Genomic DNA, 17,067 nt, shown 5'->3' with positions numbered 1-17,067 from the left:
GTCCTCCCGTCGTGCAGGCAGCCCGGGCTTGGCCGGGCCGCCGCACAAGTCTGATTACATCAGACCCTGTTCCTTGTAGTACTTCTCGGCGCCCGGGTGCATCGGGATCGGCGAGTTCTTGATCGCGTCCTTGATGTCGATGGCGCCGGCTGCCGCATGCGCGGCCTTGAGCTGGTCGAGGTTCTCGAACAGCAGTTTGGTCATCTGGTACGCCAGCTCGTCCGAGACGTCGGTGCTGGTGACGAGGATGTTGGTGATCGCCAGCGTCGGGATGTCCGCGTCCTGGCCCGGGTAGGTACCCGCCGGGATCACGCCCGCGGCGTAGGGCGCGCCAAGGGTGCCTGCCACCTCTGCGGGGATCGATACATAGGTCACGTCCTGCGTCGACGACAGATCCTTCAGCGCAGCCGAGCCGAGGCCCGAGCTCTGCAGGGTCGCGTCGAGTTGGCGGTTCTTCATCAGTTCGACCGATTCCGCGAAGGGCAGGTACTCGACCTTGCCCAGATCGTCGTAGGTCATGCCGAGCGCGCCGAGGATCTTGCGGGCGTTCACCTCGGTGCCGGATTTGGCTGCGCCGACCGAGACGGACTTGCCCGCCAGTTCGGTCGCGGTGGTCACGCCGGCATCTGCCGAAGCGGCGATCTGGATGTAGTTGGGATAAATCGCGGCAATGGCGCGCAGCTTGTCGAGCGGCTTCGAGAAGCCGACGTCGGCGTTGCCCTCGAAGGCGTCCTTGACGGAGTCGCCGAGTGCGAAGCCGATTTCGCCGCGGCCCTGCTGCAGCAGGTTCAGGTTCTCGACCGAGGCCTTGGTGGACTGCACCTGGGCGCGCGCGTCGGGGATGTTCTTGGCATAGATGTCCGCCATCGCGACGCCGAGCGGGTAATAGACACCCGAGGTGCCGCCGGTCAGCACGTTGACGAATTCCGTTGCCATCGCGGCGGGCGCGATGACGGCAAGGCTGCCGGCGATCAATGCGCCGAGCCCGAAAGTTCTGATCATGTTGGTCCTCCCGAAACATACGTTCGCGGCAGGAAAGCTTTCGTTTCTGCCGCGCGGTGCCGGAACCATGAGCAAGCCGCGCGCCTCGGGCAAGCGGGGAAGAGGCCAGGTCGCGAATTTTCTTCGCGGGAATCTGCCCCGGGTGGGGCAGTTTCCCGCCTCGCACCCCGCGGCCGGGCAGATCTTGGCTGGGCGATCGTCTTGCCATGCCGCGGCCCTTCGAGATTGCCGAAACAGCGCGCGCAGGCCGGGCGGCCAGCCTCCGCCAAGCCATGTGGTATTGGCCCTTGCCAGCAAAACGTCACTGGTATACTGCCGCATACAATAAGCCGACCGCCGTTCGCCGGACGTCTCTCGCCGCCCGGTGCTCCAGCTTAATCCAACATTGAACCGTAGGGATCGCCATGAGCTTGTACACCGATTACTTGGCAGAAATCGAAACGCGGAAAGCCGAAGGTCTGCATCCGAAGCCGATCGACGATGGCGCTCTGGTCGCAGAGCTGATCGCGCAGATCGAGGACGCGGACAACGCTTACCGCAAGGACTCGCTCGAGTTCTTCATCTATAACACGCTGCCCGGCACCACCAGCGCCGCCGGCGTGAAGGCAGAATTCCTCAAGAAGATCATCCTCGGCGAGGCCGTGGTCGCGGAAATCCCGCCCGCCTTCGCCTTCGAGCTGCTGTCGCACATGAAGGGCGGCCCCTCGGTCGCGGTCCTTCTCGACCTCGCGCTTGGCGATGACGCGGTGATTGCCGCCCAGGCCGCAGAGGTGCTGAAGACCCAGGTGTTCCTCTACGAGGCCGACACCGCCCGTCTGGCCGATGCCTATAAGGCCGGCAACGCCGTGGCCAAGGAGATCCTCGAGAGCTACGTCCAGGCCGAGTTCTTCACCAAGCTGCCGGAACTCGACGACGTGGTCGAAGTGGTGACTTACGTCGCCGCCGAAGGCGACATCTCGACCGACCTGCTGTCGCCGGGCAACCAGGCGCACTCGCGCTCGGACCGCGAACTGCACGGCAAGTGCATGATCTCGGAGACCGCGCAGAAGGAAATCGAGGCGCTCAAGCTGCAGCACCCGGGCAAGCGCGTGATGCTGATCGCCGAGAAGGGCACCATGGGCGTGGGCTCGTCGCGGATGTCGGGCGTCAACAACGTGGCGCTCTGGACCGGCAAGCAAGCCAGCCCCTATGTGCCCTTCGTCAACATCGCCCCGGTCGTCGCGGGCACCAACGGCATCTCGCCGATCTTCCTGACCACCGTGGGCGTGACCGGCGGCATCGGCCTTGACCTGAAGAACTGGGTCAAGAAGCTCGACGAGAACGGCAAGCCGATCCTCAACAACGAGGGCAACCCGATCCTCGATCAGAAGTATTCGGTCGAGACCGGCACCGTGCTGAAGATCGACACAAAGGCCAAGAAGCTGACCAGCGAGGACGGCGAAGAGCTGGCCGACGTCTCCTCGGCCTTCACACCGCAGAAGGTCGAGTTCATGAAGGCCGGCGGCTCCTACGCCGTGGTCTTCGGCAAGATGCTGCAGACGTTCGCTGCCGAAACCCTGGGCGTGAAGGCGCCGCTGGTCTTCGCACCGAACAAGGAAGTCAGCCACGAGGGCCAGGGCCTGACCGCGGTCGAGAAGATCTTCAACCGCAACGCCCGCGGCACCACGCCGGGCAAGACCCTGCACGCCGGTTCGGACGTGCGCGTCAAGGTCAACATCGTGGGTTCGCAGGACACCACCGGCCTGATGACCAGCCAGGAACTCGAGGCGATGGCCGCAACGGTGATCTCGCCGTCGGTCGACGGCGCCTACCAGTCCGGCTGCCACACCGCCTCGGTCTGGGACAAGAAGGCCCAGGCGAACATCCCGCGCCTGATGAAGTTCATGAACAACTTTGGCCTGATCACCGCGCGCGATCCCAAGGGCGAATACCACGCGATGACCGACGTGATCCACAAGGTGCTAAACGACATCACCGTGGATGACTGGGACATCATCATCGGGGGCGACAGCCACACCCGCATGTCCAAGGGCGTCGCCTTCGGCGCAGACTCGGGCACCGTGGCGCTGGCGCTGGCGACCGGCGAGGCGACCATGCCGATCCCCGAGTCCGTGAAGGTCACCTTCAAGGGCAAGATGGCCGATCACATGGACTTCCGCGACGTGGTGCACGCGACCCAGGCGCAGATGCTGCAACAGCACGGCGACAACGTCTTCCAGGGCCGCGTCATCGAGGTGCACATCGGCACGCTGCTCGCCGACCAGGCCTTCACCTTCACCGACTGGACCGCCGAGATGAAGGCCAAGGCCTCGATCTGCATCTCCAACGACGAGACGCTGATCGGCTCGCTTGAGCTGGCCAAGCACCGCATCCAGGTGATGATCGACAAGGGTATGGACAACGCCGCGGACACGCTGGCGGGTCTCATCGCCAAGGCCGACAAGCGCATCGCCGAGATCCGTTCGGGCGAGAAGCCCGCGCTGACCCCGGATGACAACGCCAAGTATGTCGCCGAAGTCGTCGTCGACCTCGACCAGATCGTCGAGCCGATGATCGCCGATCCGGATGTCAACAACGCCGACCCGTCGCGCCGCTACACCCATGACACCATCCGCCCGATCTCTTACTACGGTGCGGAAAAGAAGGTGGACCTTGGTTTCGTGGGCTCGTGCATGGTGCACAAGGGCGACATGAAGATCGTCGCGCAGATGCTCAAAAACATTGAGAAATCTCAGGGCAAGGTTGAGTTCAAGGCACCACTCGTCGTGGCCGCGCCGACCTACAACATCATCGACGAACTGAAGGCAGAGGGCGACTGGGAAATCCTGCAGAAGTACTCGGGCTTCGAGTTCGACGACCTCTTCCCGAAGACCCAGAACCGCACCGAGTACGAGAACATCCTCTATCTCGAGCGTCCGGGCTGTAACCTGTGCATGGGCAACCAGGAAAAGGCCGCCAAGGGCGACACCGTCCTGGCCACCTCGACCCGCCTGTTCCAGGGCCGTGTCGTTGAGGACGCCGCCGACAAGAAGGGCGAGTCGCTGCTCGCCTCGACCCCGGTGGTTGTGCTGTCGGCCATTCTCGGCCGCACGCCGAGCGCCGATGAGTACAAGTCCGCGGTGGAAGGCATCGACCTGACCAAGTTCGCGCCGCCGGTTCAGGTGCCCGCGACCTCGCGCTCCGCGCACTTCTGAAAGTGGCTGCCCCGCTGAGGGGCAGCGCAAGATCGCGGCGGCGGGGACCGATGTCCCCGCCGCCGCTTTCGTTTCAATGGCAAAGATTGCTGTCCCCGCGGGGACAGGTTGGGCGGGGCTATGTCGCCCGCAACCCGTCGAGGAAGACGTTCAGCAGCACCTCTGAGCGCGCCGGATCTGCGCCGGGACCGTAGTTCAGCCCGATCAGCACCCGCAGCAGATCCTCGCTGGTCACGTCGCCGCGCAGCCGACCGTCGGCGAGCGCGCGGGCGTGCAACGCGGCAATGGCACCGCGCAGGCGCTCGGACTGCTCGCCGAAGAAGGTCGAGTCGGGCTCGAAGACCGGCGCGAGCGCGGCGATCATTCCCCTTTTCGTGGCCATCAGTTGCAGCGCGCCGCGCATCCAGTCCTCGAGCTCATCCTCGGCGGCGCGCCGCTCGAGCGTCTCGACCTCGCGCGCATAGACCGCCTGGAACAGCGCCTCGCGCGATGGGAAGTGCCGATAAAGCGTGCCGATTCCGACCCCGGCCTCGCGGGCGACCGCCTCGAGGCTGCCGCCTTCCTTGCCAAAAACCTCGCGCGCGGCATCCAGCAGCCGTTCGCGATTGCGCAATTGATCAGCACGCGGCTTCCTCGGTCTAGGCTTTTCTTGGCCTATTTCGCTTCCCATAGGTTAACCCACTTGAAAACGGAGGGTGCCTCCGTATTTAATCATCCATGGCCGGATGCCCCGGCCTTCCCACCAGCTTATGGCAAGAGAGGGAAAGATGACACCGACACTCAATCTGACAATCAATGGAGTGCCGCAGCAGATCGCCCTCGACGATCCGCGCGCCACGCTGCTCGATCTGCTGCGCGAGCGGATCGGCCTGACTGGAACCAAGAAGGGCTGCGACCGCGGCCAGTGCGGCGCCTGCACGGTGCTGATCGACGGGCGCAGGATGAATGCCTGCCTGGCGCTGGCGCTCTCGCATGACGGCGCCGAGGTCACTACCATCGAGGGGTTGGCAGACGGCGAGACGCTGCACCCGGTGCAGGCCGCCTTCATCGCCCATGACGGCTTTCAGTGCGGGTATTGTACACCGGGCCAGATCATGTCCGCCGTCGGGCTCATCGCCGAGGGTGAGGCCGGGCTCGACCCCGAGCGGGTGCGCGAGGGGATGAGCGGCAACCTCTGCCGCTGCGCCGCCTACGCCGGGATCACCGAGGCCGTGCTCGAGGCCACCCGCGAGATGAGCGCGGGGACCGAGGAAAGGAAAACCGCATGAACCGCTTCGAGTACACCCGGGCTGAAACGATCGGCGCCGCCGTCGGGGCAGAGGGGGCGCTTCTCGCCGGGGGCACCAATCTTCTCGACCTGATGAAGATCGGCGCCGCCGCTCCGGAGCGGCTGGTGGATATCTCTCGCTTGCCGCTGGACCGGATCGAGGAAAGTGCTGGTGGCCTGCGCATCGGCGCCATGGTGCGCAATTCGGAGATCGCCCGCGATCCGCAGGTGCTGGCGCGCTACCCGGCGCTGGCCGAGGCGCTGCTCTCGGGGGCCTCGGCGCAGCTGCGCAACGCGGCCTCGACCGGCGGCAACGTCATGCAGTCCACCCGATGCAGCTACTTCCAGGACCCGCTCTCGCCCTGCAACCGGCGCGCACCCGGCAGCGGCTGCGGGGCGCTTGGTGGGGTGAGCCGAGGCCACGCGGTGCTCGGCTGGACCGAAGGCTGTATCGCCGTGCATCCCTCGGACATGTGCGTGGCGCTTGCCGCCTATGACGCGGTGGTCGAGATCTCCGGGCCGCAGGGTCTGCGCGAGGTGGCGATGGAGCACTTCCACCCCCTGCCGGATGCGAAAGGGGCTGGTCCCGCGCCGCTGGCACAGGGCGAGATCATCACGCACATCCGCCTTCCCGATCCCGGTGCGCTGGCCCGCCATGCCCGCTACGTGAAGCTGCGCGAGCGGACCTCCTTTGCCTTTGCCATCGTTTCCGCCGCCGCAGCATTGGCGATCGAGCAGGGGGTGATCACCGAGGCGCGGCTGGCCCTTGGCGGCGTCGCCGCCCGTCCGTGGCGCTGCCGCGAGGCGGAAGAGGCGTTGAAGGGGCAACCCGCGACGGCCGAGAGTTTCGCCCGGGCTGCGGAGCTCGCCACCCAAGGCGCCCGGCCCTCGGGGGACAACGCCGCGAAAATTCCCCTCGCGCAGCGCATTGCCTTGCGCGCGCTGGAGCGGGCCGCGGCGGGAACACCCCGCCGCTTGCCCGCGCTTCCCGCCTCCGTCTTTGAAGGAGATGACAATGGATGACCTGATGAACATGCAGGGCCACGTCCGCCTCGGCTCCAGCGCCGGGCAGGCGCTGACCCGGCGCGAGGGCAGGCTCAAGGTCACCGGCGCCGCCACCTATGCCGCCGACAACCGCCCGCACGGGCTGCTGCATGCGGTGCTCGCCACCGCCGGCATCGCCAAGGGGTGCGTCGCCCATCTCGACGTCGCCGCCGCCGAAGCGCATTCGGGGGTGGTGAAGGTCTACACGCCGGGCAATGCGCCCAAGCTGGCGATCAGCCCGGACGAGAAGATCCACCCGTTCGTCTGGCGCATGGAGACGCTGACAGACGATCGCGTGCGCTACGCCGGCCAGCCGATCGCGCTGGTGCTGGCCGAGACGCTCGAGGCCGCGACCGAGGGCGCACGGCTGCTTGCCCCGCGCTACGGGGCCGAGCCGCACAGGGTCACGCTGGATGACGCAGAGCCCTTCGACACCGACACCACCGCCTTTGGTCGCCCCGCGGCGCATAGCTCGGGCGACGTCGATGCGGCCCGCGAGGGCGCGGCGCTCCATGTGCAGACCACCGTCGAGACAGCGCCGCAATACCACAACGCCCTCGAGCCCCATGCCATCACCGCCCGCTGGGAGGGCGCGCGGCTCGAGATCGACACCCCCAACCAGGCGATCGGCCTGTCGAAGCAGACCTTCGCGGCCTTCCTCGGGATCGATCCGTCGCAGATCTTGCTGCGCAGCCCCTTCATCGGCGGCGGCTTCGGTTCGAAGGCGATCCTCTATGGGGGGCAGCTTCTGGCGGTGCTCGCGGCGCGCGACCTGGACCGACCGGTGAAGCTGGTGCTGCGGCGCGACCAGATGTACGGGCCGGTGGGGCATCGCGCGCCCACCCGTCAGTCGCTGTGGATCGACCTCGACGAGACCGGCGCTATCGCGGCGCTGGAGCACGACACGGTCACGCTGACCTCGACCTTCGACCAGTTCCTCGAAGCTGCATCCAACGCCTCGCACAGCCTTTACGCCGCGCCCAACCTGCGCACCGCGCACCACGGCCGGCGCGCGGACGTGGGTACCCCGGGGCCGATGCGCGCGCCGGGCGAGGCACCGGGCTCGGCGGCGCTCGAGATCGCCATGGACGCCGCGGCGCAGGCGGCTGGCATGGACCCGCTGGAATTCCGCCTGAAGAACTACGCCGAGAGTGACCCCTCGACCGGGCTGGAGTTCTCCTCGAAGGCCCTGCGCGAATGCTATGCCGAGGCGGCGAAACGCTTTGGCTGGTCCGGGCGTCCCAGCGCACCACGCAGCCTGTGCGAGGGGCGGCTCCTGAAGGGATGGGGCATGGGCACGGCGCAGTTTCCCTGCCCGATGTTCCAGGCCACTGCCCATGCCACACTCCGCGCCGACGGCACCGCGGTGATCGAGACGTCGGCCGCCGACATGGGGCAGGGCGCCTGGACCGCGCTGGCGCAGATCGCCGCCGATGGTCTGGGGATCGACCTCGACAAGGTCGAGTTCCGCTCGGGCCATTCGGACCTGCCCGATGCGGGGGTCGCCGGGGGGTCGGGTCATACCGCAACCGCCGGGACCGCGCTCTTCAACGCCGGGGCGGATGCGGTGCGGCAGTTGGCAGAGCTGGCCACGACCGATCCTGCCTCGCCGCTTTTCGGGGCTGGCAACGCCGGGGTCACGGCGCGCGCCGGGCGGCTCTGGCGTAACGATGACGAGCGCTCGGAGTCCTATGAGGACATCCTCGCCCGAGCCGGGCTCGAGTTGGTCCGGGGCGAAGGCAAAGGTGCGCGCGAGGGCGAGCCCGAGCGGGCAATGTTCTCGCATGGGGCGGTTTTTGCCGAAGTGCTGGTGGATCCCGACCTCGGTCAGGTGCGGGTCAGCCGCCTCATCGGTGCCTTCGCCGCCGGGCGGATCATCAACCCGCGGCTGGCGCGCAGCCAGCTTGTGGGCGGGATGATCTGGGGCATCGGCATGGCACTGCAGGAAGAGGCCGTGCACGACCCGCGCACGGGCCGGCTGACCAATGCCGACCTTGGAGGCTACCACGTGCCGGTCAATGCCGACGTGCCGATGATCGGGGCCATGACCGTGCACGAGGACGATCCCTACGTGAACGCGCTCGGGATCAAGGGCGTGGGCGAGATCGGCGTCACCGGCACGGTGGGGGCCATCGGCAACGCGGTTTGGCACGCCACCGGGGTGCAGCCGAGGCGCTTCCCGATCCATCCCGAAAGCCTGATCTGAAAAGGCACCCCCGGCGCGCCCTTGCCGCGCGCCGGGGCTACCCGGGCCAAGGACCGGCAGTGGGGTCGCAGCGAGAGCGAAAAACGAGGCGGCGGCCAAAAGACGTCTCGCCTTGCAAAGCACGGCCGCGCCGCCACCCCCGGGCGAGAATGGAACTTGGGGACTTATCGCCGAAGCAGAATTCGGCCTCGGTGCGGCGGATCGGCGGGTTCTTGCCGCTCTTCTTGCGCCGCTATGGGGGCGGCTCAGGAAACTCTTGCTCTTCTCGGGCGATCGGCGATCCTGAGACCTGATTTTCAGAAGATATTTTTATGCCTCGCGCGCCGGTCACCGACCCCGTGCGGCGCGACATTGCATTTCAGACGCGAAGCCCATGGAGGATTGTCTTGGGCGGTACGATGGCTCGCATCCTGTTTCTGCTCGACACGCAGGCCCGCCAGCGGCTCTGGCGGGTGCTTGCCGTGAGCATCGGCATGGGCCTTGCCGACATGGCCGCGGTGCTTTCGATCGCGCCCTTCCTGATGGTCGCGGCGAGCCCGCAGAAGGCGCTCGGAAATCCCATGCTCGCCGGGCTGCGCGACGCGCTCGGCATTGGCGGAGAGACCGGTTTCCTGGTGCTGCTGGCGCTCGCCTCGCTGGGGATGCTGACCGCGGCCATCGTCTTTCGCATCTGGGGCTTCACCTACCTGCGCGGTTTCGTGCGTGGGCAGAGCGTCAGCCTCGCCTCGCGTCTGGTCTCACGCTACATGCGCGCGCCGCTCGACACCCGGCTTCGGCGGCATTCGGCGGAACTGGTCAGCAACATCCAGTCCGAGGTCGAGCGGGTGGTCAACGGCGTGATGATGAACGCGGTCCGACTGCTTACCGCGCTCAGCACCGCGCTGTCGCTGGCCGTGATGCTGGTGGTGGTCGAGCCGCGCGCCGCGCTGACCATGGGGCTGTTGCTGGGGCTCGGCTACGGCGCGATCTTCGCCGCCGTGCGCGGGCCGATGCGCCGGGTCGGCGACGCCCGCATGGGCGCCACGCGCGAGACCGCGCGGCTGCTCAGCGAGGCGCTCTCGGGCTCGCGAGAGGTAAAGCTCTACGGCATGGAGCGGAGCTATCTCGAACGCTTCGAAGAGGCCTTCCGCCGCCGCGCCGAGGCCACCACCACCGCCGATCTCTTGCGCGATATCCCCAAGTCGGTGCTCGAGGTGCTGACCTTCGGCACGATGATCCTCATCGTGATCTGGACCCTCGCCGAGCAGGGTGAGGGCAGCAGCGCCCTTCCGGTCGTCGCGCTTTATGCCTTTGCCGCGGCACGGCTTTTCCCGGCGCTCCAGCGCATCTACGCCTCGGCGGCAGCGCTGAGGGGCGATCTGCCGGCGGTGGACGAGCTGCATGCCGATCTCGCGGCGGTCGAGGGGGTGGACCTGTCGGATGCACTTGCGGTCGAGGGACTGCCGCTCGAAGAGGCGCTTGAGCTGCGCGGCGTCGGCTACGATTATCCCGACGGGCAGCGCCAGCTTATCCGCGACCTCGATCTCAGGGTGCCGGCGAAGCGCATCGTCGGCCTCGTCGGGGCCACCGGAGCGGGCAAGAGCACCATCCTCGACATGCTGACCGGGCTGATCCGTCCCGACAGCGGCGGGCTCTACGTGGATGGCACGAGGATCACCCCCGAAAACCTTGCCCGCTGGCGCCGCTCGGTGGCCTATGTGCCGCAGGACAGTTGCATGATCGAGGGCAGCATCGGCGACAACATCCGCTTTGGCTTCGCTCCCGGGACTGACGCTGCCGAGGCGCTGCGCCGGGCCGGGTGCTTCGCCGGGCTGGACGGTCTGATTGCCGAGCTGCCGCGGGGCTACGACACCCCGCTCGGAGAGCGGGGCCAGAGCCTGTCGGTCGGCCAGCGTCAGCGCATCGGCATCGCCCGGGCGATCTACCGCGACCCGGCCTTGCTTGTGCTCGACGAGTCGACCTCCGCGCTGGACACCATCAGCGAGGCCGAGCTGACCGCCGCCGTGCAGGCGCTGCGCGGGCGCACCACGGTGGTCATCGTGGCGCATCGGCTCAGCTCGGTGCGCCATTGCGACCTCATCTACCTGATCGGGGCGGGAAGGGTGCTTGAACAGGGCCGTTACGACGAGCTGACCGGGCGCGACTCGAAATTCCACGCCTTCCACCGGGCCGGCACATGAGCGCCGCGCTGGGTCTCGGGGCCAGTCAATCGCGGACACCGCTGCGGGTGGCGCTGGTCATCGGCAACCTCGAATGGGGCGGCACGCAGGAGCTGCTGGTCTACCTCGCCGAGCGCCAGCGGATCGAGGGGCTGGAGCTGCGGGTCTTTGTGCTGTCGGAGCCCGTCGACACCCCTTATGCCGCGCGGCTGGAGCGCGTCGGCGTGCCGGTCACCCATCTGCGGCGCGGCGCCGGGGGGCTGCCGGGGCTGGTGCACCGCCTTGCCACCGAGTTCCGCCGCTGCGGCGTGCAGCTGGCCCATGCCCACCTGCGGCTAGCCAATACCGTGGCGCCCCCCGCCGGCCGGTTGGCCGGGGTGCCGGTGCTGGGCGGGCTGCACCTGCCGCCGCCGGGGCCCGGTCGCCGGGCGCGGCTGCGTGGGCTGGCCGAGGCGCAGGCGCTGCGCCGCGCCGCCATCGGGGTCATCGCCTGTTCCGAGAGCGTGGCCAGCGGCAACCGCGCGCGGCTCGGCGGGCTCCCTCTTGCGACGCTGCCCAATCCCGCGCCGCCGCTGCCGGATCTATCCGAGATCGAGCGCCGTCGCGGCTCGGGCCGCGCGCCCGGCGATCCCGCGCGCTTTCTCGTCGTCGGCCGGCTGTCGCCGGAAAAGGACGTCGACACCGTGCTCCGGGCCGCCGCCCGACTTGCTCAGCGCGGCGTGCCCTTCGAGCTGGCGATCGCCGGCGAGGGCGCTTGCCGCGCCGCGCTGGAGCACTGCGCGCAGGCGCTTGCGCTGCGTGATCACGTACGCTTTCTCGGCGCCCGCGCCGATGTGCCCGAGCTGCTGAGCCGCCACGATGTCTACGTCAGCGCCTCGCGCGCCGAGGGCCTGTCGATTGCGCTTCTGGAGGCCATGAGCCACGCCTTGCCGGTCATCGCGACCCCGGCGGGCAGCGCCTTTGCGGTGGTTGACGGCAGCGTCGGGCGGCGGGTGCTGCAGGGCGATCCCGAGGCTCTGGCCCGCGCCATGACCGAGCTTGCCGGCGACCCGGTGCTGCGCGCCAAGCTCGGGCGGGCGGGGCGGGCCCGGGTGCTGCGCAGCTACCGGGTCGAGGATTGGAGCGCTGCGCTGCGCCGTCTCTACAGCAAGACCCTCGAAGGCGACTTCCCCGGCGAGACCCGCCCGGCGCCGCACCGCGCGGCTGCCCCCGCCGGTGAGGATTGAACACGACTCGCGAAAAAGACCCAACACGGAGGAGAGGACACCATGCCGAACGGCAACAAGATCGACAGGCGCGTCAAGTCGGCGCTGCAGGGCTCGCCGCTCTACGCGCCCGCCAAGGTGGTCAAGGAGAGCCTGCGCCGGGCCCATTTCTCCATGGCGCAGGTCAGCGACAAGCTGGTGCGCCCGGCCCCGCACGAGGTCTTCCTGAGCTTGACGTCTAACTGCAATCTTCGTTGTGGCGCATGCTGTTACGGAAGGGACTTCATGCACGGAACGCAGCTGCCCTGGGAGATCGGCGCGCAGCTCATCGACGATTGCAAGGAGCTTGGCATCGGCAATATCCGGCTCTATGGCGGCGAGCCGCTGCTGCACCGCGACCTCGACAAGTTCGTCGCCCGTATCCGCGATCGCGGCCTCAACATGTATGTCACCACCAATGGGCTGCTGCTCGACAAGAAGATCGACAAGCTGGTCGACGCGGGCCTGCGCAAGGTCTCGGTCGGGCTCTACGGTCTGGGACAGGACTACGACGACTACGTGCAGCGCCGTGGCTCTTTCGAGCTGGTCAAGACATCGCTGACCGAGACACGCCGCCGCTATGGCGCCGACAAGCTGCCGATGAGTCTCGACTGGCTGCTCATGCGCGGCACCGGCAAGCCGGAGACGGTGCGCGACACGCTGCAGTTCGCCCGCGATCTCGACATGCAGGTCTACATCAACCTGATCCACTACTCGCTGCCGTACTTCGTGAAAAAGGATGAGGCGGGCGACAACCAGCCCTTCTGGTTCGAGGAGGAGGACCGCCCGCTGCTCGACGAGCTTTGCGGCATCCTGCTCGAAGCCAAGAAGAAGGAGCCGGACCTCATCCGCAACACCGAGCGCGGCATCCGCTCGATCCCCGACTGGCTGATCCGCAAGGAGAAGATGCGTCTGCCCTGCACCAGTTACGACATGCTCTGGATTGGTCCCGACGGCACGGTGCAGCTTTGCTTCGTGACCTTCAAGATGGGCGATTTGCACAAGCAGCGGCTCACCGAGATGCTCTTTACCGAGAAACACAAGCGATTTTCCCGCGATGCCTTCAATCTCAACTGTCCGAACTGCAACTGCGGCTACGACAAGCGGGTCAACCTGCACCGGCCATCGCGGGCGCTCTACACGCCGAGCTAGAACAGGGGGACCTCCGGACTTGCGGCGGGCCCGGGCGCGTCCGCGGGCCGACGAGACGCGGGCCGGCGCGGACACTGGGAGAGGACACCGAGCGCGGAAACGGCGCGCGGCGCTCAGGGCCGCCTCACTTGGTCGCGGTGATCTGCGCCGTGTGCTTGTGCTGCGCCATTTCCAGCACCGGCGCGAGCCATCCCACCTCGTCCATGCGGCTGCTGAAGAACTCCGCCCCGGCCTGGGTGTGGTGGCCGTAGTCGGGGAAATACTTCTTCAGCGTGGCGCTGGCCGAATAACAGATCTCCTCGGTTTCCGAGCAGACATAGTCCATCCGGTCGAGCACGATCAGGCCGGGATACCTGGCCTTGAGCCGGTCGATCTCGGCATTGGCTTCGATCACCCGCGGCTCGGTCGCGCCGCTCTTGTAGAGCTGGTAATGCTCCCGGTTCGAGCGTGCGACGATGGTCGCGGGGTCGCTGATACCCTCGGCGAGCGCGGTGTGCACGTTCTTGTCGAAGACCGTCCACTTGCCGCCGAGATATCTCGGGAACTCGAAGATGTTCTTCACCACGATCACCCGCTTGCCGTCGTCGAGCGCGTGTTTCACCAGCCCGTCCAGCACCTGAAGATCGTTGCGCGAGTCCTTGAACCGGCTGACGATCATGACCGCATCCGCCTGCGCATAACTCCGCGCGCCGAAGAACTTGCTATGCGGCCCGAGCTCTCCGATTTGCGCGGTATAGCGGCCGGGTTGAATCCATTGCATGGCCTCCTTGCTGAAGAGGAGCATGTTGAAGACATCCTTGGAGTGCGAGTTGCCGACGAGCAGGAGCTTCAGCTTCCCGGTGTCGGCGCCGAACCAGTCGCGCTCCTGGTGGCCGTTGTCGCAACTCCCGAGACAGGCGAGGTCGTGGGCATAGCCGCTGAACGGCATCGCGCTGGCTTCGAGCAGCGCCATATTGTCGTTCTCGTAGTCCAGCAGGCTGATCTGCGTGCCCAGAACATTGAACTGGCCGCTGCGGTAATCGAGCGCGTCGTAGGTGTGGATGAAGAACCCCAGCGCGGCAAAGGTGGCGAGGCCGGTGGCGCTGATGCCGAAGAGCCTGAGCCGCCCGTACTGGCCCTTGCGCACCGGGATCTCGACGTATGTCCAGCTCAGCCAGGCGAGTCCGAGGGTCAGCGCGATCAGCCCGGCCATGATGACCCAGGACGGCTCCTCCAGCGAGTTGTGCCGGGCGAAGGCCATCAGCGGTTGATGCCAGAGGTAGGCGCTGTATGAGATGAGCCCGATGCCGACCATCCCCCGGGTGCTGAGCAGGCGCTGCACCAGCGTGCCGCCGGTGGCGAAGAGGATGATCAGCGCGGCGCCGACCGTTGGCATCAGGGTGATCAGGCTTGGTGTGGGCGTCTCGGCGTCGAAGCCGAAGACGGCCGCGCAGACCAGCGCCAACCCGAGCGCCGAGAGGGCGTTGCGCAGGCCGCCAGCCAGCGGCGGATGACCCGCGCGCAGGTAGACGGCGCAGAACGCGCCGAGGCACAGTTCCCAGGCGCGGGCGGGCAGCAGGAAGAAGGCTGACATCGGGTCGGTGCGCACCTGCCATTGTGCCAGCCCGAGGCTGAACACGAAGATGCCGACCAGCGTCGGCAGCACCGCCTTCTGCCCGAAGCGCCAGAGCAGCATCAGCAGCAGCGGGAAGAGGATGTAGAACTGTTCCTCGACCGCGAGGCTCCAGGTATGGAGCATCGGTTTCAGCTCGGCGGCTGTGTCGAAGTAATCCGCCTCCATCCAGAACAGGATGTTCGACGAAAAGGTCGCGACCCCGAGAAGGCTGCGGACAAACTCGACGAAATCGCGTCCCTGCAGGACGAGCCAGCCCAGTCCGAGCGCGGTGAGGCTGACGAGGCAGAGCGCGGGGAGGATGCGCTTGGCACGGCGCTCGTAGAAGCGCAGCAGGCTGAATGTGCCCCGGCTCAACTCGTCGACGATGATGGTGGTGATCAGGTAGCCGCTGATCACGAAGAAGATGTCGACCCCCACAAAGCCGCCACCAAACAGCTTCGATCCGGCATGGAAGAGAATGACGGGGAGGACCGCGACCGTGCGCAGCCCATCGATTTCGGCGCGGTACTTCATCCGGAGCAATCCGATCGACGTCAGAAAAATGAAGAAGTTGCGAAATAATAGCCGGTAAAACGCTGGAAAAAGGATCAATTCGGCAAATCGCCGAGCCGCTCACATCTGTCAATTTACCGCTAATAGACCGCAACCAAAACGATTACCTAGGCGCAGAGATGCAATCCCGGGTTTAGGTCGGCCTTTTCGGCCAAGAATGGCTCATGCGCGACCAAAGTCGCGGCATTCTTTCCAGGCTTGCAAGTTTTACGGGCGCTACTTGTCTTGCCGCTGGGGGCGTCGCGGTTGCGCGGCGCCGGTGACCCCCTCCCAGAAGGCATCGGCGCGCTTTTCGAAGGTGGCTGCCTCGCGCGCGTCGCTCTGGTAGAACGCGCCGCGGTGGATGCCGGGGGCATAGACCTGTTCAACCCAACCGCGCGGGTCGTCGTGCGGGAAGAGATAGCCGACGTGACCCAGCTTCTCGGCGCCCTTGTAGTGCGCGTCGCGCAGGTGCAGCGGCACCGGGGCGGGCGGCTGGCTGGCGACATGGCCGAGCGCCGCGCCGATGCCTCGGGTGACCGATCCCGACTTCGGCGCCCGCGCCACGTGCAGCGCCGCATGGGCGAGGATGATCTGGCTTTCCGGGTAGCCGATCTTCTCGACCGCCTGCGAGGCGGCGACGGCGGTCTGCAGGGCGGTGTTGTCGGCCAGCCCTACGTCCTCGGAGGCGTGGATCATGATGCGCCGCGCGATATAGCGCGGGTCTTCGCCAGCGTGGATCAGCCGGGCGAGCCAGTAGAGCGTCGCGTCCGGATCCGAGCCGCGCATGGATTTCACGAAGGCCGAGACAACGTCGTAATGCTGGTCCCCGGAGCGGTCGTGGTTGATCGCCGCCGAGGCATAGGCTTCTTCGAGCATCGCCTCGGTGATGGCGATCGCGTTGCCGTCCTGTCCGACGCCATGGCCGATGGCAAGGCTTTCCAGCGTGGTCAGCGCGCGGCGCGCGTCGCCGCCCGAGCGGCCGGCGATCAGCCGGACCTGCTCGGGGGTCATGGTCACCTCGAGACCCTGTGCCGCCAGATGCGCGATGCCGCGGCGCACGACCACCTCCATGTCCTCAATGCTCATCGGCTCGAGCTTGAGGATGGTCGAGCGCGAGACCAGCGCGGGCGGCAGCGCGTGGTAGGGGTTGCCGGTGGTGGCGCCGACGAAATCGGCGGTGCCTTCCTCGCAGATCGACAAGAGGTCGTCGGCCTGCGTGGCCGAGAAGCGGTGCACCTCGTCGACGAAGATCAGCAGCGGGCGGATGCGGGCCTCGTCAGCGATCTTGCGCAGTTCCTTGACGCCGTCGCGGGTGGCGTGCAGCGGGCGGAACTCCTTGCCCAGCATGTTGCCCACGGCGCGGGCAATGGTGGTCTTGCCGATGCCCGGCGGGCCGTAGAGGATGATGCTCCCCAGCGCCTTTGCGGCGATCCGCCGGCGCAGGATGGAGCCCGGGGCGGTGATCGCCTGTTGGCCGATCACGTCGTCCAACGTCTCGGGCCGCAGCGCGGCGGCGAGGGGCACGTGGCCCTTGAGGGGCGCGGCGTCGAAGAGATCGCTCATGAGGGGGCCTGTGGTTTTGGCGTTGCCCAATGCGCTAGCAGATCGCAGGGGGGCGGGCAAATCCCTGACGGCAAGCGCGCTGATCGG

At 67.2% G+C, this 17,067-nt stretch carries 11 protein-coding genes; 7 read left to right on the top strand and 4 right to left on the bottom strand.

The window, feature by feature from the left end; translation table 11 throughout:
- Positions 1-54: 54 nt before the first annotated feature.
- The gene (locus G0Q01_RS23935; RefSeq protein ID WP_164213923.1) at positions 55-1,002 is read right to left on the bottom strand and encodes a TAXI family TRAP transporter solute-binding subunit; all 948 of its coding nucleotides are present in this window, start codon (positions 1,000-1,002) and stop codon (positions 55-57) included.
- 404 nt (positions 1,003-1,406) lie between these two features.
- Here G0Q01_RS23935 and G0Q01_RS23930 point away from each other — a divergent pair, with 404 nt between their 5' ends.
- Complete coding sequence (locus G0Q01_RS23930; protein WP_164189222.1) at positions 1,407-4,196, top strand: bifunctional aconitate hydratase 2/2-methylisocitrate dehydratase; 2,790 nt, start codon at positions 1,407-1,409, stop codon at positions 4,194-4,196.
- Positions 4,197-4,314: 118 nt separating this feature from the next.
- Here G0Q01_RS23930 and G0Q01_RS23925 read toward each other — a convergent pair whose 3' ends face one another.
- The gene (locus G0Q01_RS23925) at positions 4,315-4,809 is read right to left on the bottom strand and encodes a TetR/AcrR family transcriptional regulator (protein ID WP_235940370.1); all 495 of its coding nucleotides are present in this window, start codon (positions 4,807-4,809) and stop codon (positions 4,315-4,317) included.
- Between the two features lie 154 nt (positions 4,810-4,963).
- On the opposite strand from G0Q01_RS23925, the gene G0Q01_RS23920 reads away from it, so the two are divergent.
- From G0Q01_RS23920 to G0Q01_RS23895, 6 genes are all read left to right on the top strand, one after another.
- Positions 4,964-5,464, top strand: coding sequence for a (2Fe-2S)-binding protein (locus G0Q01_RS23920; RefSeq protein ID WP_164189218.1), 501 nt, complete (start codon positions 4,964-4,966; stop codon positions 5,462-5,464).
- A complete protein-coding gene (locus G0Q01_RS23915; protein ID WP_164189216.1) occupies positions 5,461-6,486 on the top strand; it encodes a xanthine dehydrogenase family protein subunit M in 1,026 nt (341 codons plus the stop codon). Before G0Q01_RS23920 ends, G0Q01_RS23915 begins: the two co-directional genes overlap by 4 nt.
- A complete protein-coding gene (locus G0Q01_RS23910; RefSeq protein ID WP_203595154.1) occupies positions 6,479-8,713 on the top strand; it encodes a xanthine dehydrogenase family protein molybdopterin-binding subunit in 2,235 nt (744 codons plus the stop codon). The genes G0Q01_RS23915 and G0Q01_RS23910 overlap by 8 nt, the downstream gene beginning before the upstream one ends.
- 398 nt (positions 8,714-9,111) lie before the next feature.
- A complete protein-coding gene (locus G0Q01_RS23905) occupies positions 9,112-10,893 on the top strand; it encodes an ABC transporter ATP-binding protein (protein WP_164213922.1) in 1,782 nt (593 codons plus the stop codon).
- Positions 10,890-12,098 (top strand): glycosyltransferase family 4 protein, encoded by a 1,209-nt coding sequence (locus tag G0Q01_RS23900; protein WP_164213921.1) that lies wholly within the window; start codon positions 10,890-10,892, stop codon positions 12,096-12,098. The genes G0Q01_RS23905 and G0Q01_RS23900 overlap by 4 nt, the downstream gene beginning before the upstream one ends.
- Positions 12,099-12,140: 42 nt before the next feature.
- Positions 12,141-13,268 carry a radical SAM protein gene (locus tag G0Q01_RS23895; RefSeq protein WP_108969055.1) on the top strand — a complete coding sequence of 376 codons (1,128 nt, stop codon included), beginning with the start codon at positions 12,141-12,143 and terminating at the stop codon, positions 13,266-13,268.
- Positions 13,269-13,392: 124 nt separating this feature from the next.
- Here the strand turns inward: G0Q01_RS23895 and G0Q01_RS23890 are convergent, their stop codons facing one another.
- Complete coding sequence (locus G0Q01_RS23890) at positions 13,393-15,396, bottom strand: acyltransferase family protein (RefSeq protein WP_164189208.1); 2,004 nt, start codon at positions 15,394-15,396, stop codon at positions 13,393-13,395.
- A gap of 255 nt (positions 15,397-15,651) precedes the next feature.
- A complete protein-coding gene (locus G0Q01_RS23885) occupies positions 15,652-16,980 on the bottom strand; it encodes a replication-associated recombination protein A (protein ID WP_164189198.1) in 1,329 nt (442 codons plus the stop codon).
- Between the last annotated feature and the right edge of the window lie 87 nt (positions 16,981-17,067).

It is taken from the genome of Salipiger sp. PrR007, assembly GCF_010499845.1.
Lineage (GTDB): Bacteria > Pseudomonadota > Alphaproteobacteria > Rhodobacterales > Rhodobacteraceae > Salipiger > Salipiger pacificus_A.
This window is presented reverse-complemented; position numbering and strand designations above follow the sequence as displayed.

Coding starts and splice junctions, on each gene's coding strand:
- G0Q01_RS23920 (WP_164189218.1), top strand. CDS start 4,964: ATGACACCGACACTCAATCTGACAATCAATGGAGTGCCGCAGCAGATC.
- G0Q01_RS23905 (WP_164213922.1), top strand. CDS start 9,112: ATGGCTCGCATCCTGTTTCTGCTCGACACGCAGGCCCGCCAGCGGCTC.
- G0Q01_RS23930 (WP_164189222.1), top strand. CDS start 1,407: ATGAGCTTGTACACCGATTACTTGGCAGAAATCGAAACGCGGAAAGCC.
- G0Q01_RS23910 (WP_203595154.1), top strand. CDS start 6,479: ATGGATGACCTGATGAACATGCAGGGCCACGTCCGCCTCGGCTCCAGC.
- G0Q01_RS23885 (WP_164189198.1), bottom strand. CDS start 16,980: ATGAGCGATCTCTTCGACGCCGCGCCCCTCAAGGGCCACGTGCCCCTC.
- G0Q01_RS23900 (WP_164213921.1), top strand. CDS start 10,890: ATGAGCGCCGCGCTGGGTCTCGGGGCCAGTCAATCGCGGACACCGCTG.
- G0Q01_RS23895 (WP_108969055.1), top strand. CDS start 12,141: ATGCCGAACGGCAACAAGATCGACAGGCGCGTCAAGTCGGCGCTGCAG.
- G0Q01_RS23890 (WP_164189208.1), bottom strand. CDS start 15,396: ATGAAGTACCGCGCCGAAATCGATGGGCTGCGCACGGTCGCGGTCCTC.
- G0Q01_RS23915 (WP_164189216.1), top strand. CDS start 5,461: ATGAACCGCTTCGAGTACACCCGGGCTGAAACGATCGGCGCCGCCGTC.
- G0Q01_RS23935 (WP_164213923.1), bottom strand. CDS start 1,002: ATGATCAGAACTTTCGGGCTCGGCGCATTGATCGCCGGCAGCCTTGCC.